We start from the raw sequence: 19,499 nt of genomic DNA on the forward strand, positions 1-19,499 counted from the left end.
GTGACGAGCGCCGGCAAAACGGCCGAAAACGGCCGCCGGATCAGATCGGCTCCAGTTGATCGAGTCGACGGAGGATGACGCCCTCCCGCAGCGCCCACGGGCAGATGTCCAGCGAGTCCAGATCCAGGCGGCGCATCACCGTCTCGGCGACCACGGCACCGGCCAGCAACTGGTGGGCCCGACCCGTGCTGACCCCCTCCAACTCCATCAACTGCGCCGGTGGGATGTGCCGGATGAAACCGATCACCTGCCGCAGACCGGCCCGGGTGAGGCTGCGTCGCGCCCACAGCCCGGCACCGGACGGGGCGGCCCCGGCGAGTCGAGCCAGCGTGCGGAACGTCTTCGAGGTGGCCACCGTCCGGTCCCAGCCGACCTGGGTGACCTGGTCGACGACCTTGTCCAGCCGGCTGTCCACGTACTCCCGGAGCTTCTCGACGGCCTCCGCCGACGGCGGCGCCGCGCTGGCCGGGTCGACCCGCAGCCGCTCGCGGGTCAGCCGGCCGGCACCGAGCGGCAGGGAGACCGCGACGTCCGGGTCCTCGTCGATGCCGGCGGCGATCTCCAACGAGCCGCCACCGATGTCGAGCACCAGCAACCGGCCGGCCGACCAGCCGAACCACCGCCGGACGGCCAGGAACGTCGACCGCGCCTCGTCCGCCCCGGAGAGCACCGCCAGGCGTACGCCGGTCTCGTCCCGGACCCGGGCCAACACCTCGGCCGCGTTCGTGGCGTCGCGCACCGCGGACGTGGCGAAAGCGATCAGGTCGTCGGCCTCCAGCCCGGCAGCCGCCGCCTTGGCCATGCCCACGGCCTTGACCAGGCCGTCGGCACCCGCCTCGGTCAGCGCGCCGTCGGGGCCGATCTGCTCGGCCAGCCGGAGCACCACCTTCTCGGAGTGCGCAGGCCACGGGTGTGCGCCGTGGTGCGCGTCCACCACAAGGAGATGCACCGTGTTGGATCCGACGTCGAGGACACCCAGTCGCATGGTGAAGACAGTAGGCGCAACACGTTTGCGCGGCTCACCGGCCTGCGGACGTCACCGCGCGTACGCTGGGCCGAGTGACGATGGAGCTCCGTGTGCTGGTGGACGACCCGGGTGACCCGCGCAGCCGCGAGGTGCCCCTGGACTTCCCTCGGGAATGGATCGAGTTCACCGATCCGGCCGACGAGACGCACCTGATCCGGGCCGACCTGACCTGGCTGCTCTCCCGCTGGACCTGCATCTTCGGCAAGGGCTGCCACGGCATCATCGCCGGCCGGGCCGCCGACGGGTGTTGCTCGCACGGCGCGTTCTTCACCGACTCGGACGACGAGAAGCGGGTTCGCAACGCCGTCCGGCGGCTCACCCCGTCGACCTGGCAGCACTTCCGGCGCGGGTTCAAGAACTGGACCGACGAGGACACCATCGACGGCAAGAACCCGGCCCGCCGCACCGCCACCCAGAGCCCCGACGCTCCGTGCGTGTTCCTCAACGACGCCGACTTCGCCGGCGGTGGCGGTTGCGCCCTGCACGCCCAGGCGCTGCGCGACGGGGTGCACCCGTTGGAATACAAGCCGGACGTCTGCTGGCAACTGCCGATCCGCCGCGATCAGGACTGGGTGAAGCGACCGGACGACAGCAAGGTGCTGGTCTCCACCCTGTCCGAGTTCGACCGGCGAGGCTGGGGAGCCGGCGGGCACGACCTGGACTGGTGGTGCACCTCCTCGACGGACGCGCACGTCGGCACCGAGCCGATGTACCTGTCGTACGCCCCGGAGTTGACCGCGCTGATCGGCGCTGCCGCGTACGAGCGGCTGGCCGAGCTGTGCGCGACCAGGACGAAGCAGGGCATGATCGCCCCGCACCCGGCCGACCAACTCTAGGGATCTTGGCAGCATTCCCGCTGCCCCGGCGGTCGCCGCTCAGCGCAGGGCGGCGTCGACAAGCGTGCGAGCGCTGCGTTGGGCCGCGTCGGCGATCAGGGGGTCGCCGTCCAGCACACCGGCGACGAGCCCGCCGTCCAGCAGCAGGGTGAGCTGCTGGGCGAGCAGTTCCGGGTCGGCCGCGCCGGCCCGGCGGGCCAGCTCGGTCACCCAGGCACGGACCACGGTCTTGTGCTCGACCGTCCGAGCGTGCACCGGCCCAGCGGCGGACGACTCGGCCGCGGTGTTGATGAACGCGCAGCCGTGGTAGCCCTCCCGGCGACAGGCGCCGGTCAGCGCGTCGAACATCCCCACCAGTTGGTCGCGTGGCTCGTCGCCGGCATCCCGGGCCGCGGACCGCAACGCGCCGAACCACGCTTGGTCGACCCGATCGAGGTACGCCAGCACGAGGTCGTCCTTGCGCGGGAAGTGCTTGTAGAGCGTCGCCTTGGCCACGCCCGACTCGGCGATCACCGTGTCCACCCCCACGCCGCGCGGCCCGTGCGCGTAGAAGAGCCGGAACGCGGTGTCCAGGATCCGGTCCCTGGCCGAGCCGGCCGGAGTGCGGGGCGCGGGCATCGGTGCTCCCTCGTTCTGCTGACGACAGCCCTGATCCTATAGACGGCTTCGTCTACGGAGGCAGTGCCCTCGGCTCCGGCGACCCCGCGAGGGCCGCGCGACTACGGCACGACGGCCTCGCGACGGCCTCGCGGACGAGGGGCGCGGGACATTGATCCTGGGCGCTTTGGAGCTGAATCGCTTGTGGCATCAGCGGAAGACACCGACTGGCGGCGGCGGATGACTCGTTTGTGACATCAGCTCCAAAGGACTGCCAACCGCACTGCCGCCCCTCCGGACGTCCAGTGCGGGCTGCACGCCGACACCTCTGCGACTCGACGGGAGGGCTGCGGTAGACAGACCTGTCTGTTAGCCTGCTTGCGATCGGCACGAGCCGATTCGATGTCCCGACGGAGGATCGATCGACATGCGTATCGCAGTTCTCGGCACCGGCTCGGTCGGTCGAGCCATCGCCGCCCGCACGGCGGAGTTGGGTCACCAGGTGACCATCGGCACCCGCGACGTCGCGGCCATCCGGGCCGGCGACCACGCCCACTGGGTGGCGCAGCACCCCGAGGTCGGCTTGGCGACCCTCGCCGAAGCCGCAAGCGGCGCCGAGCTGGTGGTGAACGCTACAAACGGCAACGGCTCGCTCCCGGCACTGGCCGCAGCCGGCGCGCCGAACCTGGCCGGCAAGGTTCTGCTCGACATCGCCAACCCGCTCGACTTCGGTGCAGGTTTTCCACCCACCCTGTCGGTGTTCAACACCGACTCCCTCGCCGAACGCATCCAGCGCGAGTTTCCACAGACCAGGGTGGTCAAATCCCTCAACACGGTGACCGCCGAGCTGATGGTGCACCCGCATCAGCTCGCCGATGGTGCGCACAGTGTCTTCGTCTCCGGCGACGACGCGGAGGCCAAGCGGATCGTCACCGGACTGCTCGTCAGCTTCGGCCACACCGACGTGATCGACCTCGGCGACCTCTCCACCGCGCGGGGCACCGAGATGCTGCTGCCGCTCTGGTTGCGGCTCTACGGTCGACTCGACACCGCGAACTTCAACATCAAGGTGGTCCGCTGACCGAGTGGAAACAGCCCGAAGGGGGCCCGCGTCGAGCGCAGACCCCCTTCGCGTACGCCGATCACGGCTCGAACTTGTAGCCCAGACCCCGCACCGTGACGATGAAGCGCGGCGCGGACGGCTCCGGTTCGATCTTGGAGCGCAGCCGCTTGACGTGCACGTCGAGCGTCTTGGTGTCACCCACGTAGTCGGCGCCCCAGACCCGGTCGATGAGCTGGCCGCGGGTGAGCACCCGGCCCGCGTTGCGCAGCAGCAGCTCCAGCAACTCGAATTCCTTCAGCGGCAGCTGCACGGCCCCGCCGTCGACTGTCACCACGTGCCGCTCGATGTCCATCCGCACCGGGCCGGCGGCGAGCGTCGGCGCACCCGCCTCGGCCACCTCCGGGCTCTGCCGGCGCAGCACCGCCCGGATCCGGGCGACAAGTTCCCGCGGAGAGTACGGCTTCGTGACGTAGTCGTCGGCGCCGATCTCCAGCCCGACCACCTTGTCGATCTCGCTGTCCCGAGCGGTGACCATGATGATCGGCACGGCGGAGCGCTGCCGCAGTTGCCGGCAGACCTCGGTCCCCGACATCTCGGGCAACATCAGGTCGAGCAGCACGATGTCGGCGCCGGTCCGGTCGAACTCGGTGAGGGCGTCGGTGCCGGTCGCGGCGACCGAAACCTCAAAGCCCTCCTTACGGAGCATGTACGACAAGGCGTCGGAGAACGACTCCTCGTCCTCGACCACGAGAACGCGGCTCAACGGGGATTTCCTTTCCATCTGCTGTCAGACCTGCCGTAGACCAGTCGGACCGGACTCGATCCCAACCGGCGGCAGTGTCGCCAGGAGGTCATCCGGTGGACTGGCGGGCAGCCGGAGGGTGAACGTCGATCCACCACCAAGAGTGCTCGACACCTCGACCCGTCCGCCATGGTTGCTCGCAATGTGTTTCACGATCGCCAGGCCGAGCCCGGTGCCGCCGGTGGCACGCGAGCGGGCCTGGTCGGCCCGGTAGAACCGCTCGAAGATCCGGTCCACGTCGGTGGGGGCGATACCGATGCCCTGGTCGGCGACGGCGACCTCGACGTGCTCGTCGTCGCCCCGCAGGGTCACCCGCACCGTGGTGTCCTCGCCCGAGTAGTTGATGGCGTTCTCCACCAGGTTCGCCACCGCCGTGGCGAGTTGGGAGTCGCTGCCGTACGCGGTCAGGCCACGTTGCCCGTCCACGATCACCGCGACACCCCGGGCGGAGGCCGTGGTGCGGGTCCGGTCGACCACCTCGGCGATCACCCAGTCCAGCGCGACTGGCTCCGGTGGCGGCTGCGGCTCAGCCCCCTGCAACCGGGTCAGTTCCAGCAACTCCTGCACCAGCCGACCCAGCCGGGTCGACTCGTGCTGGATCCGTTCGGCGAACCGACGGGCGGCCACCAGGTCCTCGGAGAGGTCGGGCGCTGCGGCGTCGGCCGGCTCGGTCGCGTCCAGCAACGCCTCGGCGAGCAGTTGCAGGGCACCGATCGGGGTCTTCAGCTCGTGGCTCACGTTCGCCACGAAGTCGCGTCGTACCCGGGTCAGCCGGTGCGACTCGGTCACGTCGACCGCCTCGACCGCGATGAACCCGTTGCCGAGACCCATTGCCCGCAGGTGCACACCGAGCGGGTTCTCCCCCGCGCTGTCGCGACCTCGGGGCAGGTCCAGCTCGATCTCGCGTCGTACGCCGGTGCGTCGCACCTGACCGGCGAGGGTACGGATCAGCGGGTGCGCGGCGATGGAGCCGGGTGTGCTGCCGGTACGCAGCAGCCCCATCGCGCGGGCGGCCGGGTTGATCAGAACGGGGACATCGTCGTTGTCCAGAACCACGACACCGGCCCGGAGGGAGTCGATCGTCCGACGACCGAGCCCGGCCTGCTGCTCGTCGACTATCGCGGGCCTCCCCCTGTTCCAGCGGAAGCTGACGCTCCCCGTCGACGTGGAGCGACCGTCCCGCCTCGGCAGGAACCGGGGCAGCAGCAAGCCGGCGGCCATCCCGGCCACCAACGCCACGGCCACCACGACCGCCACCGTCCACTCCACCCGGCGATCGTAGGGTCATTGTTAACCTGGCTACCACACAGAACGGGACGAACTACCCTCACTTACGGAAGTGTTCACCCCCACGTCTGGCGTCGTTCACCGTGGTTCATCCGGGATCCGTCCGAGCGCCCTACCGTTGGCGTCGCACCTGCTCAACCCCCTGCGCCGGCACCCGTCGGCGGCGACCGACCACAGGACGTGATGATGCGCGACGAGTTCCGGGCCGACCTCCAGATCGTCAGCCAACTGCTGGTGGACATGGCGGAGGGCGTCCGCGCCGCCATGCGCCAGGCCACCCGGGCCCTGCTCACCGCCGACCGGCAGGCCGCCGAGACGGTCATCGAGCGGGACGCCGAGATCGACGACCTCTACCGGCACGTCGAGGAGCGGGTCTGTGACCTGCTCGCCCGACAGGCGCCGGTCGCCTCCGACCTCCGGGCGATGATCACCGCGCTGCACGTGGCCGCTGATCTGGAGCGGATGGGCGACCTGGCCGAGCACGTGGCGAAGACCGCGCTGCGCCGGCACCCCTCTCCCGCCGTCCCGGCCGAGCTGCGGACGGTCTTCACCGAGATGTCCGAGATCGCCGACCGGATGGCCGTCAAGATCGGTTCGGTGCTGGCGAAGCCCGACGCCGACCTCGCCGGCGAGCTGGACCGCGACGACGACGCCATGGACGAGCTGCACAAGAACCTGTTCGCCGTGCTGCTCGGCGACGACTGGCCGTACGGGGTGGAGACGGCGATCGACGCCACCCTGCTGGGCCGCTTCTACGAGCGCTTCGCCGACCACGCGGTGAACGCCGGCGAGCACGTGATCTACCTGATCACCGGGGAGAGCGCCCCCAGCGGTAATTGACCGGCAGGCAGAGGGCCCCTCACCATCGCTGTTCGCGATGACGAGGGGCCCCCTTCTCTGGTGGCCCAGCTTCTGGTGGCTCAGCGCCCCTGGTTGGCCACCGCCGCGGCGGCTGCCTTCGCGGCGGTCGGGTCGAGGTAGGTGCCGCCCAGGGTGAGCGGACGCAGCTGCGGGTCGAGGTCGTAGCGCAGCGGGATGCCCGTCGGGATGTTCAGCTTGGCGATCGCCTCGTCGGAGATCTGGTCGAGGTGCTTGACCAGGGCGCGCAGCGAGTTGCCGTGCGCGGCCACCAGCACCGTCCGGCCGGCCAGGATGTCCGGCACGATCGAGTCGTACCAGTAGGGCAGCATCCGGTCGACGACGTCCTTGAGGCACTCGGTGCGCGGCATCAGCTCGGTCGGCAGCAGCGCGTAGCGCGGGTCACCCACCTGCGACCACTCGTCGTTGTCGTCGATCGGCGGCGGTGGCGTGTCGTACGACCGGCGCCAGAGCATGAACTGCTCCTCGCCGTACTCGTCGAGGGTCTGCTTCTTGTCCTTGCCCTGCAGGGCGCCGTAGTGCCGCTCGTTGAGCCGCCACGACCGGCGCACGGCGATCCAGTGCCGGTCGGCGGCGTTGAGCGCCAGCTCGGCGGTGCGGATCGCCCGGCGCATCAGGCTGGTGTGCACGACGTCCGGCAGCAGGCTGTGCTCGCGCATCAACTCGCCGCCGCGCCGCGCCTCGCCCTCGCCCTTCGCGGTCAGGTCGACGTCCACCCAGCCGGTGAAGAGGTTCTTGGCATTCCAGTCGCTCTCACCGTGGCGCAGCAGGACCAGCGTCCCGACGGTGGGCCCTTCGCTCGCAGTCATGCGGATCATCCTGCCTCAACCGCCCGGCGGACACGCGGGCAGCCGTCGTGACGACCACCACGTGAAAAAGCTGATGACCAGCGGATCCGGCCGCCACTAGGGTTGTAAGGCACGCCAGTCAGATCGGTCATTACTTGCAAGCGGGGCGCCATATGCGGACGATGCGGAGTTGGTTCCGGGACACCACCGGCGGCCTACCGACCACTTTCTGGTACCTGTGGTCGGGCACCCTGATCAACCGACTCGGCTCGTTCGTCCTCGTCTTCCTCGCCATCTACCTGACCCAGGAACGTGGCTTCTCGGCCTCGCAGGCCGGCCTGGTGATCGGCCTCTGGGGCGTCGGCGGGGCGTTCGGCACCACCGCCGGCGGCACCCTCGCCGACCGGTGGGGCCGCCGGCCGACGCTGCTCACCGCCCACGTGGGCGCGGCGGCCATGATGCTCGGGCTCGGGCTGGCCCGGGATCTCTGGGCGGTGGCGCTGGGCGCGCTGCTGCTCGGCATGTTCGCCGAGGCGGCCCGGCCCGCGTTCGGGGCGATGATGATCGACGTGGTGCCGGCGAAGGACCGGCTGCGTGCCTTCTCGCTCAACTACTGGGCGATCAATCTCGGTTTCGCCTGCGCCGCCGTCCTCGCCGGCCTCGCCGCCCAGGCCGACTACCTGCTGCTGTTCGTGGTCGACGCCGCCACCATGCTGATCACCGCGTTGATCATCTTCAGCAGGGTGCCGGAGACCCGACAGGCCGGTCCCGCCGCCGCCGTCACGGCAGCGGCGGCTCCGCGCGGTGCCCTGCGCACCATCCTCACCGACCGGGTCTACCTCGGCTTCGTGGCACTCAACCTGTTCGCCGCGCTGGTGTTCCTCCAGCACATCTCGATGCTGCCGATCGCGATGGGCGACGACGGTCTGAGCCCCGCCACCTACGGCTCCGTGATCGCGCTCAACGGCATCCTCATCGTGGTCGGCCAACTCTTCGTGCCTCGACTGATCCGGGGTCGGAGCCGCTCACACGTGCTCGCGCTGGCGTCAGTGGTGATGGGGGTGGGGTTCGGACTGACCGCGTTCGCCGGCACCCCCTGGTTCTACGGGCTGACAGTGCTGATCTGGACGGTCGGCGAGATGCTGAACTCGCCCTCCAACTCCACGCTGATCGCCGAGTTGTCCCCGGCCGAACTGCGCGGGCGCTACCAGGGTGTGTTCTCCCTCTCGTGGCAGATCGCAGGGGCCAGCGCGCCGATCCTCGGTGGCCTCGTGCGCGAGCACGCCGGAAACGACACCCTCTGGTACGGCTGCGCCGCACTCGGCCTGCTGACCGCGGTGGCCCACCTGGTGTCCGGGCCGGCCCGGGAACGGCGTGCGGCAGCACTGCGCCACTCCGGCGAGGCACTGGCACCGACGACCGTCTCCCGCACGGCACAGCCCGCCGAGGCGTAACGAGTGGCGCGGCGGTGCCGGATTTCCTACTGTGCAGGTTGAATAGTTAAGAACCTGAACTGTCGGGAGGTTGGGTGCACGCCCTGCGGCGCTGGTGGCACGACACCGCAGGCGGACTACCCGCCACCTTCTGGTACCTGTGGGCCGGCCTGCTAATCAACCGGGCCGGCGCGTTCGCCATGCTCTTTCTCTCGCTCTACCTCACCGACGTACGCGGCGCGAGCGAGGCGCTGGCCGGCACCGTGGTCGGCGCGTACGGGGCCGGCGGGGCGGCCGGCGTACTGCTTGGCGGGGTGCTCGCCGACCGGTGGGGCCGCCGGGCGACCCTGCTCGCCGCGCACCTGGCCACTGTCGGTCTGATGGTGGCGCTGGCCTTCACCCGACCCCTGCTGCTGATCGCGGTGCTCTCGGCGCTGATCGGCGTGGTCCACTCGATGCCCAGCCCGGCGTTCGTGGCAGCGATCGTCGACGTGGTGCCCGCCGAACGCCGCTCGCGCGCGTTCAACCTTCAGTTCTGGGCGTTCAACCTGGGCATGGCGGTCGCCTCGCTGCTCGCCGGGGTGCTGGCCGAGGCGAGCTTCACCGCGCTCTTCCTGGTCGACGCGGGCGCCACACTGACCGCCGCCGCCGTGATCGCCTGGAAGGTGCCCGAAACCCTGCGGCTGGCCCGGCCAGCGGCCGGCCCCACGCCCACCACCAGCGCGGCAGCGAAATCCGTCCGGGCCCGTCGGCCTGGACTGCACACCGCGCTCACCGACCGCACCTTCCTGGTCTTCGTCGGGCTCACCTTCGTGCTGGCCGTACTCACCATGCAGACGTCGACCATCATGCCGCTGGCCATGCGCGCGGACGGCCTGGGCCCATCGGCGTACGGGCTGGTGGTGGCGCTCGGCGGCGCGCTGATCGTGGTCGGGCAGTTGTTCGTGCCCCGGCTGATCGACAGGCACCGCAAGGACGTGGTGCTGGCCGCCTCCACGGCGCTGCTCGCGCTCGGTTTCGGGGCGCTCGCCATCGCCGACGAACTGGCCATCTACCTGGGTGCCGCAGTGGTCTGGACGGTCGGCTCGATGCTCGCCGCCCCGCCCAACGCGCAGATCAACGCGGACCTGGCGCCGCCGCTGCTGCGAGCCCGCTACCAGTCGGTCTTCTACCTGACGTTCCCAGCCGCGGCGTTCGTCGCGCCCACCCTCGGCGGGGTGAGCCTCCAACACCTCGGCGACCGGCACTGGCTGATCGTGGGCGGGCTGGGTCTGCTGGCCGCGCTCGGACACCTGCTCGCCGGACCACCCCGGGAGCGGCACGTCGCCGCGCTGCGCCGGGTTGTCGACCCAAAGCCGACAACCGACGCGGACTGCGTACCGATCGGATGACCGACGCAAAGCGCCCACCACGTCCCTGAGGTCGTGGTGGGCGCTCGAAGGCGGGGCCGGCGGCGGCGGGCAACACTCACCCCCGTAAGCATCGCCCGCTCACGCCGCCGGTCCAAACAGGTGGGAAACCGTCCCCCAACGGTTGTTCCACCCGTCCCCTCGCGCCTCGTCTGGTGCGCGGATCTGATCGATCCGCCGCTCCCCCGAACGTTTCCAAACGTGGCGCGGTGCAATAAAGCTAGTTCGCCCGGATTCTGGATTCAACCCAGAACGGCTGTCTCGCCGGTCACAACTGGCGAGTATCCGCTGCTCCGGCCTCGTCCGTTGGCAACAGCCGGGTACCCGTCGGCCATTCCCGCAAACACCTCAACCGTCTTCCCGATCGGGTGACTCGGTCCGGAAGAAGCTGCTCTGACGGCCGTTCCGCAACTGTTCCTGATAAATAAGGTTCAGTCGCCGCAGGTCAAACGTGTAGAACCACTCATCCCAGGTGATCTCGCGAATCCGGCTGCTTTCCCGGTATCCGGGAATGTTGAAGGTCAACACACCCGCACGGCCATCCCGCTCGGTGCCGGCGATGGTCGCCGGCTTGGCCCCGCGTTCCCGGGCCCACCGCTGGATCACCTCGTGGTTCGCCGTGATCAAACTCCGTCCCGGCCGCTCCGGCCGGTCCGTGATCGACGAGATCACCTGCGAACTGCGGACCGACCGCCCCGTACCCCGTCCGGTCCGGATCCCGCCGGCCGCCGTCCCGCCACCGGCCGACGGCGTCAACGTGCGCTTGGCCGCCGCGCTCTTGGCCGGTGCGGTGCGCTTCGCTGTCGTACGCTTCGCCGCCGCGCTCTTGGCCGGTGCGGTGCGCTTCGCTGCCGGCCGCGCCGGTGCCTTCTTCGCCGGCGCCTTCCGCGCGGGCGCCGTACGCGCCGTCGCTGTCTTGCGGGCCGCCGTGCTCTTCCGCACCGCAGCGGTCTTCCGGGCGGCGGTGGTCCTGCTCGCGGCCGTTGTCCTGCTCGCGGCCGTGCTCTTGCGGGCGGCCGTCGACGTCGCCGCTGTGGTCTTCTTCGCGGCCGTCGCCTTCTTCGCAGGTGCCCTCTTCGCCGCCGCCGTCGACTTCCGCCCGGCTGTCGCCTTCGTAGCGGCGGCCCGCTTCGCGGGCGCGCTCTTGTTCGCCGGCGCGGCCTTCGCGCGGCTCGACGACGGCCTGGCCGCCGACTTCCTGGTGGCGGCGGCACGACCCGCCGACGCCCTGGTGCCGGCAGCCCGGCCCGACGGGCCCGTGCTGCTCCGACCCGCGCCGGCCCGCATCGAACGCACCAACTGTTTCACCAGCTCCGGCTTGCGCAGAGCGGAGATCCCGGAGACGCCGCGTTTGCGCAGCTGCCCACGGATGTCGTCCACCCGCATCCGGGAAATCTCCGACTCGGAGACTCCGGGCGTACCCGGCGTCTGATTGCCGGACTGTCGCTTCGTCCTGGTCGCAGTCGCGCCGCGACCTGAGCTGTTCCGCTGAGCCATGGGACGCTCCGCTCCTTGGCACTCCGTCATCGGCGCGCGGGGGTCCCTTGCCGCACCGCGCGGAGCGGCATACCCGTCAGGAGCACTCCGAACCACCGCCAACTCGCCGTAGCGCCTTGCCCGCGCCGATCTTGCGTTTTCGGTCGCGGAAAAGCGAGGAATGCTCGCTACGCCGGGACAGTAAGTGCAAGATCGCGGCTGAACCTGGTCGATCATGGAGTTGTGGTGCCTGGTTTGGTGTGATGCGCGGACTTTGTCACCCACCACAACTCCATGATCGACGAGGCTGGGGCGGGGTGCCCGGGGCGGGGGCGGGGGGGCGGGGGTCAGGTTGGGTCGGGGGCGGCGGCGGAGGGCTCGAAGAGGTGGGCGAAGGCGGCCAGGTTGGCTGTCGACTCGCCCCGCTTCACCCGCCACTCGTACTCACGCCGGATCGAACTGCCGAAGCCGATCTCCAGCATCGTGTCGAACGACTCGTCGGCGTACGTGAGGACCGCGCCGAACAGCCGGTCCAACTCGTCGGCGTCCACGCCGGCCGGGTTGACCCGACCGGTCAGGTACACGTCGCCGACCGCGTCGGTGGAGAAGGAGACGCCGTACATCCGGGCGTTGCGCTGCAACAGCCAGGCCCACAGCTCCTCGCGGCGCTCGTCCGGCTGGCGCATCACGAACGCCTCGATCCGCAGCGCGTGCTCGCCGACGATCAGGTTGCAGATCGTCTTGAGTTTGTGGGTGCCCGGCAGCGTCACCGCGTACGAGCCGGGGCCGGTCGACTCCCAGGCCAGGTCCCGCTCGGCGCAGACCGATTCGATCAGGGTCGCAAGATCGCTCTTCGGGCTCACCGGACCCACTCTACGACCGACTCGGCTCACGCACCGGGTGACAGCCGGCCCCCCGGGGGTCACCAGGAGCAGGAGAGCGCTGGGTCACCCGCCAGGTCGGCGGCGAACCGGGCGCGGTGCCCGGCGATCGCCTCGCCGTAGACGCCGAGCAGACCGGCGACCGTGCGCTCCCAGGAGAAGTGCCGGGCGTGCTGCTCGGCACCTCGGGCCAGCACCGACCGGAGCGCCCGGTTCGGCAGCAGGCTGCCCATCGCACGGGCCCAGTCGACCGGGTCGTGACCGTCGATCAGTACGCCACTGACCTGGTCCCGCACGGCGGTGACCAGTCCTCCGACGGCGGCGGCCAGCACCGGTGTACCGCAGGCCTGCGCCTCCAGGGCGACCAGCCCGAACGATTCGTTGTGCGACGGCACCGCGACCAGGTCCGCCGCCCGGTACAGGGCCGGAAGGTCGTCCCCGGTGAGCGGCGGCAGGAACCGCACCCCGTCGCTGACGCCGAGCTTGGCGGCCAACTCGATCAGGGCGGTTGGCCGATCCAGCCCACTGCCGCTGGGTCCGCCGCAGATCACCACCGTCACCTGATCGGCCAACGCCGGATCGCGCTCCCGCAGCGCGGCGATCGCGCGGATCAGCACGTCGGGGGCCTTGAGCGGCTGGATCCGACCGACGAAGGCAACCACGTACCCGTCGACTGGAAGCCCCAGCCGGCGACGGCCCTGGCGGGCGGCCGCGGACCTGTCACCCGGCGCGGGCCGGAACCGGGCCAGGTCGACACCCGGCTGCACGACGGACACCCGGGTCGGGTCGGCGTCGTACCGGTCGAGCAGGTCGCTGGCCTCGACCCGGGTGTTGGCGACCAGCCGATCTGCCTCGGCGACGACCTGTTCCTCGCCGATGACCCGGGCCTTGGGCTCCGGCCGGTCCCCGGCCGCGAGCTGGGCGTTCTTGACCTTCGCGAGGGTGTGCGCGGTGTGCACCAGCGGCACCCCCCAGCGTTCCTTGGCCAGCCAACCGACCTGGCCGGAGAGCCAGTAGTGGGAGTGGATCAGGTCGTAGTGGCCGGGCGGACGGGACGCCTCGGCACGCAGCACCCCGGCGGTGAAGGCGCAGAGCTGACCGGGCAGCTCCTCCTTGGTGAGGCCCTCCAGGGGGCCGGAGGTGATGTGTCGAACCTGCACGCCGGGCGCCATCTCGACCACCGGGGGGAGGTCACCGGAGGTGGCCCGGGTGAAGATCTCCACCTCCACGTTGGCCTCGGCGAGACGCCGGGCGACTTCGAGGATGTAGACGTTCATCCCCCCTGCATCACCCGTGCCGGGCTGATGCAGGGGGGAGGTGTGTACCGACAGGGTCGCGATGCGGCGAGGCCGGGGCCACGGTTGGGCACCTCGCTGACGCCCGACACCGGTGTGCATTTCCGCCACATCCGCTCCTTCTTCACGGTTGATGCCGTCTCGCACGACCGGCGCTTCTCGGTCAACCTGTACGCCGGACGTCATCTTCCCCATCGGGCTTCGGAAATTCCCCGGCGCGGCCCCTCGGCGTGACGGACCTCATCACCGAACACGCGCCCATGACTGCCGCACGCCCGGTCGGAACGGGTCGTACGCCCGCTGTGACAATGTCGGGATGACAGCAGTCGCCATCGTCACCGGAGCGTCCAGCGGGATCGGCGCGGCCACCGCCCGCCGGCTCGCCGCCGAGGGCTTCCACGTGCTCGCCGCCGCCCGCCGCGCCGAACGGCTCACCGAGCTGGTCGCCGACATCACCGCCGCCGGTGGGCAAGCCACCGCCGTGACCTGCGACGTCACCTCGGACGAGTCGGTGGCCCGGCTGGCCGAGGCTGCCGGGAAGGCACCCGGGCCGGTCACCCTGCTGGTCAACAACGCCGGCGGAGCGCGCGGGCTGGACCCGGTGGAGTCCGGCTCGGTCGCCGACTGGCAGTGGATGTACGACGTGAACGTCCTCGGCACCCTGCGGGTCACCCAGGCGCTGCTGCCGGCGCTGGAAGCCTCCGGCTCCGGCACCATCGTGGTGGTCTCCTCCACCGCCGGCCTGACCGTGTACGAGGGCGGGGGCGGCTACACCGCCGCGAAGCACGCGCAGACCGCCATCGCCGGCACGCTCCGCCTGGAGCTGTGCGGCCGGCCGCTACGGGTCATCGAGATCGACCCGGGCATGGTGAAGACCGACGAGTTCGGGCTGGTCCGCTTCGAGGGCGACGCGGAACGGGCCGCAGCCGTCTACGCCGGGGTGCCGGGGCCGCTGGTCGCCGAGGACGTCGCCGACTGCATCGCCTGGTGCGCCACGCGTCCCGAACACGTCAACATCGACCGGCTGGTGGTCCGGCCTCGGGCACAGGCCGCCCAGCACAAGGTGCACCGGATCTAGCAGAGCTGCGCGAGGCGTGAGCCCGGTTCGCGAACGGTGAGCCGGGTCTGCGCGCCCCGCAGTCGCGAACGGAGATTGGCCCTGAGGTCGACATGAGCCCTGCGGCGCGGCGCCGGCCGGTCGGCGTGGTCACGCGCGGCACGACGAACCCGAACCGGCTCCGTCGGGTCGACAACTGGATCGTCGCCACCTGCGCCGACCGGTTGGTGACGGCGGACGACCCCCTAGTGGTCGACCTCGGCTACGGCGCCACCCCGGTGACCGCTGTGGAATTGCGCGCTCGACTCGCGGCCGGGATCCGCCCGGACGTACGGCTGGTCGGGTTGGAAATCGACGCGGCCCGGGTGGCGGCCGCGGCGCCGGCCGCCGACCCACCCGGGCTGACATTCGCCCGGGGTGGGTTCGAGTTGGCCGGGCTCCGGCCGGTGCTGGTCCGCGCGTTCAACGTGCTGCGACAGTACGACGAGAGCCAGGTCCCCGAAGCCTGGCAGACGATGACCGCCGCGCTCGCCCCCGGCGGAGCGCTCGTCGAGGGCACATGTGACGAGTTGGGGCGGCTCGCCAGTTGGCTGCTGATCGACGCCGACGGCCCGCGGACGCTGACCCTGGCCGCGAAGCTCACCACGCTGGGCAGCCCTGCCGAGCTGGCCGAGCGGCTCCCCAAGGCGCTGATCCACCGCAACGTTCCCGGTGAGCCGGTGCACGCGCTGATCCGCGCCCTGGACGACGCCTGGCAGGCCGCCGCCCCGTACGCCACCTTCGGCCCTCGCCAACGTTGGCTGCACGCGGTGACCCGCCTCCGCGAAACCGGCTGGCCCATCCTCGACAACCCCGCCCGCTGGCGCCAAGGCGAACTAACCCTCCCCTGGCCCCTCCCCTAACCGCCCCGCCCCGCCCTCGCCCCACTCCGCCCGTCGCCCGTCGCCCGTCGCCCGTCGCCCGTCGCCCGTCGCCCGTCGATCTTGCACTTTCGGTCAACGATTTGTTCCCTTAGAGCACCTATGTCCCAGCAGGAACTGCAAGATCGCCGGGGCGAGGCCGGGGCCGGAACGGAGGTCCGGACGGGCGGCGCGGGGGCTGGGGTACGGCCGTGGCACGCCGGGGGTGGTGGGTGGGTTAGAGGGTGCAGTTGATGAGGACTGGTTCGGGGTGCAGGGTCACGCCGAAGCGGGCGTGGACCTGGTCGCGGATGGTGCGGGCCAGGGTGAGCAGGTCGCTGGTGTGGGCGGTGCCGCTGCGGTTGGTCAACGCCAGGGTGTGCTTGCTGGAGATGGCCACTCCACCCTCGCCAGGATGGCCCTTGGTGAAGCCGGCCTTGTCGATCAGCCAGGCGGCGCTCACCTTGACCAGGCCGTCCGCCCCGGGCCAGGCTGGCGGGTCGCCCAGCTCGGTGGAGCGTTCCAGGAGCTGTTCGTACGTCGCGCGGTCGAGCACCGGGTTGGTGAAGAAGGAGCCGACCGAGCGAGTGTCCGGGTCGTTGGCGTCGAGCACCATTCCCTTGCCCGCCCGCAGCCGCAGCACCACCGTGCGGGCGTCGGCCAGCGGCACCTGCTCGCCCACCTCGACACCGAGGGTTCGGGCCAGCTCGGCGTAGCGCACCGGCCCGGAGAGCGGGGACCTGGTGAGTCGGAAGTCGACCGAGAGCACCACCCAGCGGTCCACGTACTTGAAGATGCTGCCCCGGTAGGCGAAGCCGCACTGGGCTGCGGGGATGACCTGGCGGGTGCCCTCGACCCGGTCGTACACCTCGACGCCGGTGATCGTCTCGGCGACCTCCTGGCCGTACGCGCCGACGTTCTGGATCGGGGTGGCACCGGTCGAGCCGGGGATGCCGGACAGGCACTCCAGCCCGGCCCAGCCGTTGGCGACAGTGGCGGCGACGAGGTCGTCCCACGGCTCGCCGGCGTCGACTCGTACGGTGACCGAGGTGGCGTCCTCGGCGATGACCCGCATGCCACGGGAGCGCACCAGCACGACGGTGCCGGGGAAGCCGGCGTCGCCGATCACCACGTTGCTGCCCCCGGCCAGGATCAGGACCGGCTCCGTCGCGGCGCGTACCGCGTGGACGAGCTCGTCGGCGCTGCCGGCGGCCACGATCCGCTCGGCCGGTCCACCCGTTCGCAGGGTGGTGTAGCCGGCGAGTGGACCGGGGATGGCACGATCGGCGTCGGTTGTCGGCTGGGCGGAGGCGTCTGGCACGCCCTTCACCTTAGGCTGACAAGTAGCCGTGGCACCCACTGGTCGCCCGGCACCCCCGGGAGGATGGCGATGAGCAGACTGCAGGGCAGCAAGGATTTCTGGATCGGGGCGCTCCGGACGGAGGGTCCGGCTTTCGCGGCAGCGGTGGCCGAGGCGCCGCCGGAGACACCGGTGCTGTCCTGTCCGGGCTGGACGGTCAACGACCTCACACTGCACCTGGCCGGCTTCTACCACTGGGTGTCGTCGTTCGCTGGTTCCGGCCAGACCAGCCAACCGCCCCGGTGGGAGAAGGCCGAGCCCGACCCGGGCGTGAACGCGCTTCAGCTGTGGCAGCAGGGTTACGACCGGGTGATGACCCTCTTCGACGGGCTTGACCCCGAGGCACCGGCGTGGAACTGGGCCCCGCAGCCGAAGAAGGCCGGTTTCTGGCCGCGACGGACGGCGCACGAGACGGCTGTGCACCGCTGGGATGCCCAGCTCGCCATCGGCGCCGGCGACCCGGTGGAGGCGAAGCTAGCGGCCGACGGGGTGAGTGAGGTGCTGGACACCTGGCTGCCGGCGGGCCGGCGGCAGGTGCCGGGTGACTGGCACGGGGTGGTGCAGCTCCGCGCGACCGATGCGGACCAGGAGTGGTATCTGCGGTTGCGCGGCGAGGGGGTGGCGCTGCTCGACACCGCGACCATCTTCGACCACGACGATCACCACGCCCGAGCCCAGGTCAGCGGCACCGCGAGCGACCTGCTGCTGGCGCTCTGGGGGCGGGTGAGCTTCGAGACGCTGGACGTCGTCGGTGACCGCGGGCTGTTGGACGGTCTGCGCACCGGCTGAGCGATCCACCACGAACGAGGGCGTCACCCCATTGGGGGTGGCGCCCTTTGTCGATGTCGGGGGTTGCCCTCGTCTGCCGGGCGCCGCACTGGCGTTGAGCGTTGATCACGGGACCACAACGCTGAGAGAGCGCTCTCTTGACAGGGGGTTGGCGACACACCACCCTGTCGTGAGAGCGCTCTCTTAGCCATCTGCCACCACCCGCCTGCCTTGAGAGAGGTCGATAAACCATGGCTGTCTTCCCGCGCCGCCGCCTCGCCGCGGTGGCCCTCGCCGCCGCCACCGCCCTGCTCGTCACCGCTGGCTGCGGCGGCGGCGACGAGCCCGGCGACGGATCGATCACCCTAACCGTCGACGTCTTCGGCCAGTTCGGCTACGAGCAGCTCTACCAGGAGTACATGACCGCGAACCCCGGCGTGAAGGTCGTCGAGCGCGGCACCGGCACCAACCTCGACGAGTACTCGCCGAAGCTCACCCAGTGGCTCGCCGCTGGCCGGGGCGCCGGCGACGTGGTGGCCATCGAGGAGGGTCTTCTTGTCGAGTACAAGGCCAATCCGGCGAACTTCGTCAACCTGCTGGATCACGGTGCCGCCGAGCTCAAGGGCAACTTCCTGGAGTGGAAGTGGAACGCCGGCCTGACCGCCGACGGCAAGCAGCTCATCGGCCTCGGTACCGACGTCGGCGGGATCGCCATGTGCTACCGCAAGGACCTTTTCCAGAAGGCCGGCCTGCCCACCGAACGTGACGAGGTCTCCAAGCTCTGGCCGACCTGGCCGGACTACATCGCCACCGGTGAGAAGTTCGTCGCGGCCAAGACCGGGGCGTCCTTCCTCGACGCGGCCACCAACACCTTCAACACCATCCTGCTCCAGACCGCCGGCAACACCTCCGGCTACAGCTACTACGACACCAGCGAGAAGCTGGTCGTCGACAGCAACCCGGCCGTGCGACAGGCATACGACACCACAATGGACATCATCGACTCGGGCCTCTCCGGCAAGTACGGCTCCTGGTCCGAGGAGTGGGTGTCCGCCTTCAAGCAGTCGAAGTTCGCCACCATCGCCTGCCCCGCCTGGATGACCGGTGTCATCGAGCAGAACTCCGGACCGAGCGCCCAGGGCAAGTGGGACATCGCCCGGGTGCCCGGCAACGGCGGCAACTGGGGCGGATCGCACCTCGCCGTGCCCAAGCAGAGCAAGCACCAGGCCGAGGCGATCAAGCTGGCCAAGTTCCTGACCAGCGCCAAGGGTCAGATCGGCGCGTTCAAGGCCAAGGGCCCGCTGCCGTCGTCGCCGCAGGCCCTCGACGACCCGGCGATCGCCCAGTCGACGAACGCGTACTTCTCCGGGGCACCCGTCGGCTCGATCTTCGGCACCGGCGCGAAGAGCCTGAAGCCGGTCTACATGGGCCCGAAGAACCAGGCCGTACGGACCGAGGTGGAGAACGCCGTACGGACCGTGGAGCTGGGTCAGCGCAGCCCCGCGCAGGGCTGGACCGACGCGGTGACCAACGCGAAGAAGGCCGCCGCCAAGTAGCCCAACCAGCGTGGGGGGGGGGGGCGCCCTCGGGGGGCCCCCCCCCCCGCGGGGCCGCGTTTGGGGGGGGGGGCGCGCACCCCGGC

Annotated in this window: 19 protein-coding genes; 10 read left to right on the forward strand and 9 right to left on the reverse strand. The window is 70.7% G+C overall.

What is annotated here, in order from left to right; translation table 11 throughout:
* Positions 1-40 precede the first annotated feature (40 nt).
* The gene (locus AB0B48_RS08065) at positions 41-985 is read right to left on the reverse strand and encodes a Ppx/GppA phosphatase family protein (RefSeq protein ID WP_357197646.1); all 945 of its coding nucleotides are present in this window, start codon (positions 983-985) and stop codon (positions 41-43) included.
* Positions 986-1,065: 80 nt separating this feature from the next.
* Here AB0B48_RS08065 and AB0B48_RS08070 point away from each other — a divergent pair, with 80 nt between their 5' ends.
* Positions 1,066-1,863 carry a hypothetical protein gene (locus AB0B48_RS08070; RefSeq protein WP_357197692.1) on the forward strand — a complete coding sequence of 266 codons (798 nt, stop codon included), beginning with the start codon at positions 1,066-1,068 and terminating at the stop codon, positions 1,861-1,863.
* A 39-nt stretch (positions 1,864-1,902) separates the two neighbouring features.
* On the opposite strand, the gene AB0B48_RS08075 is transcribed toward AB0B48_RS08070, so the two are convergent.
* Positions 1,903-2,481 carry a TetR/AcrR family transcriptional regulator gene (locus AB0B48_RS08075; RefSeq protein WP_357197649.1) on the reverse strand — a complete coding sequence of 193 codons (579 nt, stop codon included), beginning with the start codon at positions 2,479-2,481 and terminating at the stop codon, positions 1,903-1,905.
* Positions 2,482-2,887: 406 nt separating this feature from the next.
* Here AB0B48_RS08075 and AB0B48_RS08080 point away from each other — a divergent pair, with 406 nt between their 5' ends.
* Complete coding sequence (locus AB0B48_RS08080; RefSeq protein WP_357197652.1) at positions 2,888-3,541, forward strand: NAD(P)-binding domain-containing protein; 654 nt, start codon at positions 2,888-2,890, stop codon at positions 3,539-3,541.
* Positions 3,542-3,602: 61 nt separating this feature from the next.
* Here the strand turns inward: AB0B48_RS08080 and AB0B48_RS08085 are convergent, their stop codons facing one another.
* On the reverse strand, positions 3,603-4,286 hold the full coding sequence (locus tag AB0B48_RS08085; protein WP_030329696.1) for a response regulator transcription factor: 684 nt from the start codon (positions 4,284-4,286) through the stop codon (positions 3,603-3,605).
* 24 nt (positions 4,287-4,310) lie between these two features.
* Positions 4,311-5,594 (reverse strand): ATP-binding protein, encoded by a 1,284-nt coding sequence (locus AB0B48_RS08090; RefSeq protein WP_357197655.1) that lies wholly within the window; start codon positions 5,592-5,594, stop codon positions 4,311-4,313.
* Positions 5,595-5,798: 204 nt separating this feature from the next.
* Here AB0B48_RS08090 and phoU point away from each other — a divergent pair, with 204 nt between their 5' ends.
* On the forward strand, positions 5,799-6,452 hold the full coding sequence (phoU, locus tag AB0B48_RS08095; RefSeq protein ID WP_238666950.1) for a phosphate signaling complex protein PhoU: 654 nt from the start codon (positions 5,799-5,801) through the stop codon (positions 6,450-6,452).
* An 80-nt stretch (positions 6,453-6,532) separates the two neighbouring features.
* Here the strand turns inward: phoU and AB0B48_RS08100 are convergent, their stop codons facing one another.
* The gene (locus tag AB0B48_RS08100; protein ID WP_355005777.1) at positions 6,533-7,300 is read right to left on the reverse strand and encodes a phosphoglyceromutase; all 768 of its coding nucleotides are present in this window, start codon (positions 7,298-7,300) and stop codon (positions 6,533-6,535) included.
* 152 nt (positions 7,301-7,452) lie between these two features.
* On the opposite strand from AB0B48_RS08100, the gene AB0B48_RS08105 reads away from it, so the two are divergent.
* Both AB0B48_RS08105 and AB0B48_RS08110 read left to right on the forward strand, forming a co-directional pair.
* A complete protein-coding gene (locus AB0B48_RS08105; RefSeq protein ID WP_357197660.1) occupies positions 7,453-8,733 on the forward strand; it encodes an MFS transporter in 1,281 nt (426 codons plus the stop codon).
* Between the two features lie 74 nt (positions 8,734-8,807).
* The gene (locus tag AB0B48_RS08110; RefSeq protein ID WP_357197663.1) at positions 8,808-10,103 is read left to right on the forward strand and encodes an MFS transporter; all 1,296 of its coding nucleotides are present in this window, start codon (positions 8,808-8,810) and stop codon (positions 10,101-10,103) included.
* 366 nt (positions 10,104-10,469) lie between these two features.
* Here the strand turns inward: AB0B48_RS08110 and AB0B48_RS08115 are convergent, their stop codons facing one another.
* From AB0B48_RS08115 to mshA, 3 genes are all read right to left on the reverse strand, one after another.
* Positions 10,470-11,507, reverse strand: coding sequence for a hypothetical protein (locus tag AB0B48_RS08115; protein WP_357197695.1), 1,038 nt, complete (start codon positions 11,505-11,507; stop codon positions 10,470-10,472).
* Between the two features lie 437 nt (positions 11,508-11,944).
* Complete coding sequence (locus tag AB0B48_RS08120; RefSeq protein ID WP_357197666.1) at positions 11,945-12,460, reverse strand: YbjN domain-containing protein; 516 nt, start codon at positions 12,458-12,460, stop codon at positions 11,945-11,947.
* 59 nt (positions 12,461-12,519) lie between these two features.
* Positions 12,520-13,884, reverse strand: a complete 1,365-nt coding sequence (gene mshA, locus AB0B48_RS08125; RefSeq protein ID WP_357197669.1) for a D-inositol-3-phosphate glycosyltransferase — start codon at positions 13,882-13,884, stop codon at positions 12,520-12,522.
* On the opposite strand from mshA, the gene AB0B48_RS08130 reads away from it, so the two are divergent.
* The 3 genes from AB0B48_RS08130 (at position 13,840) to AB0B48_RS08140 (ending at position 15,732) form a co-directional block, all read left to right on the forward strand.
* Complete coding sequence (locus AB0B48_RS08130; RefSeq protein ID WP_355006098.1) at positions 13,840-14,007, forward strand: hypothetical protein; 168 nt, start codon at positions 13,840-13,842, stop codon at positions 14,005-14,007. The two genes, mshA and AB0B48_RS08130, sit on opposite strands and share 45 nt — an antisense overlap.
* An 82-nt stretch (positions 14,008-14,089) precedes the next feature.
* Complete coding sequence (locus AB0B48_RS08135) at positions 14,090-14,851, forward strand: SDR family oxidoreductase (protein WP_357197672.1); 762 nt, start codon at positions 14,090-14,092, stop codon at positions 14,849-14,851.
* Positions 14,852-14,943: 92 nt separating this feature from the next.
* The gene (locus tag AB0B48_RS08140; RefSeq protein WP_357197675.1) at positions 14,944-15,732 is read left to right on the forward strand and encodes a class I SAM-dependent methyltransferase; all 789 of its coding nucleotides are present in this window, start codon (positions 14,944-14,946) and stop codon (positions 15,730-15,732) included.
* A gap of 235 nt (positions 15,733-15,967) precedes the next feature.
* Here AB0B48_RS08140 and AB0B48_RS08145 read toward each other — a convergent pair whose 3' ends face one another.
* A complete protein-coding gene (locus AB0B48_RS08145) occupies positions 15,968-17,005 on the reverse strand; it encodes a UDP-N-acetylmuramate dehydrogenase (RefSeq protein ID WP_357197697.1) in 1,038 nt (345 codons plus the stop codon).
* A 114-nt stretch (positions 17,006-17,119) separates the two neighbouring features.
* Between AB0B48_RS08145 and AB0B48_RS08150 the strand changes: the two genes are divergently transcribed.
* Positions 17,120-17,878, forward strand: a complete 759-nt coding sequence (locus AB0B48_RS08150; RefSeq protein ID WP_357197678.1) for a maleylpyruvate isomerase family mycothiol-dependent enzyme — start codon at positions 17,120-17,122, stop codon at positions 17,876-17,878.
* A gap of 230 nt (positions 17,879-18,108) precedes the next feature.
* Positions 18,109-19,413 carry an extracellular solute-binding protein gene (locus tag AB0B48_RS08155; protein WP_357197681.1) on the forward strand — a complete coding sequence of 435 codons (1,305 nt, stop codon included), beginning with the start codon at positions 18,109-18,111 and terminating at the stop codon, positions 19,411-19,413.
* Positions 19,414-19,499: the final 86 nt, after the last annotated feature.

Source organism: Micromonospora sp. NPDC049089 (assembly GCF_040648775.1).
GTDB lineage: Bacteria > Actinomycetota > Actinomycetes > Mycobacteriales > Micromonosporaceae > Micromonospora.

Bases quoted from the DNA above. Each gene is read 5' to 3' on its own strand.
- AB0B48_RS08080 (WP_357197652.1), top strand. From the start codon at position 2,888: ATGCGTATCGCAGTTCTCGGCACCGGCTCGGTCGGTCGAGCCATCGCC.
- AB0B48_RS08115 (WP_357197695.1), bottom strand. From the start codon at position 11,507: ATGCGGGTGGACGACATCCGTGGGCAGCTGCGCAAACGCGGCGTCTCC.
- AB0B48_RS08065 (WP_357197646.1), bottom strand. From the start codon at position 985: ATGCGACTGGGTGTCCTCGACGTCGGATCCAACACGGTGCATCTCCTT.
- AB0B48_RS08135 (WP_357197672.1), top strand. From the start codon at position 14,090: ATGACAGCAGTCGCCATCGTCACCGGAGCGTCCAGCGGGATCGGCGCG.
- AB0B48_RS08105 (WP_357197660.1), top strand. From the start codon at position 7,453: ATGCGGACGATGCGGAGTTGGTTCCGGGACACCACCGGCGGCCTACCG.
- AB0B48_RS08100 (WP_355005777.1), bottom strand. From the start codon at position 7,300: ATGACTGCGAGCGAAGGGCCCACCGTCGGGACGCTGGTCCTGCTGCGC.
- AB0B48_RS08155 (WP_357197681.1), top strand. From the start codon at position 18,109: ATGGCTGTCTTCCCGCGCCGCCGCCTCGCCGCGGTGGCCCTCGCCGCC.
- AB0B48_RS08150 (WP_357197678.1), top strand. From the start codon at position 17,120: ATGAGCAGACTGCAGGGCAGCAAGGATTTCTGGATCGGGGCGCTCCGG.
- AB0B48_RS08140 (WP_357197675.1), top strand. From the start codon at position 14,944: ATGAGCCCTGCGGCGCGGCGCCGGCCGGTCGGCGTGGTCACGCGCGGC.
- AB0B48_RS08070 (WP_357197692.1), top strand. From the start codon at position 1,066: ATGGAGCTCCGTGTGCTGGTGGACGACCCGGGTGACCCGCGCAGCCGC.
- AB0B48_RS08075 (WP_357197649.1), bottom strand. From the start codon at position 2,481: ATGCCCGCGCCCCGCACTCCGGCCGGCTCGGCCAGGGACCGGATCCTG.
- phoU (WP_238666950.1), top strand. From the start codon at position 5,799: ATGCGCGACGAGTTCCGGGCCGACCTCCAGATCGTCAGCCAACTGCTG.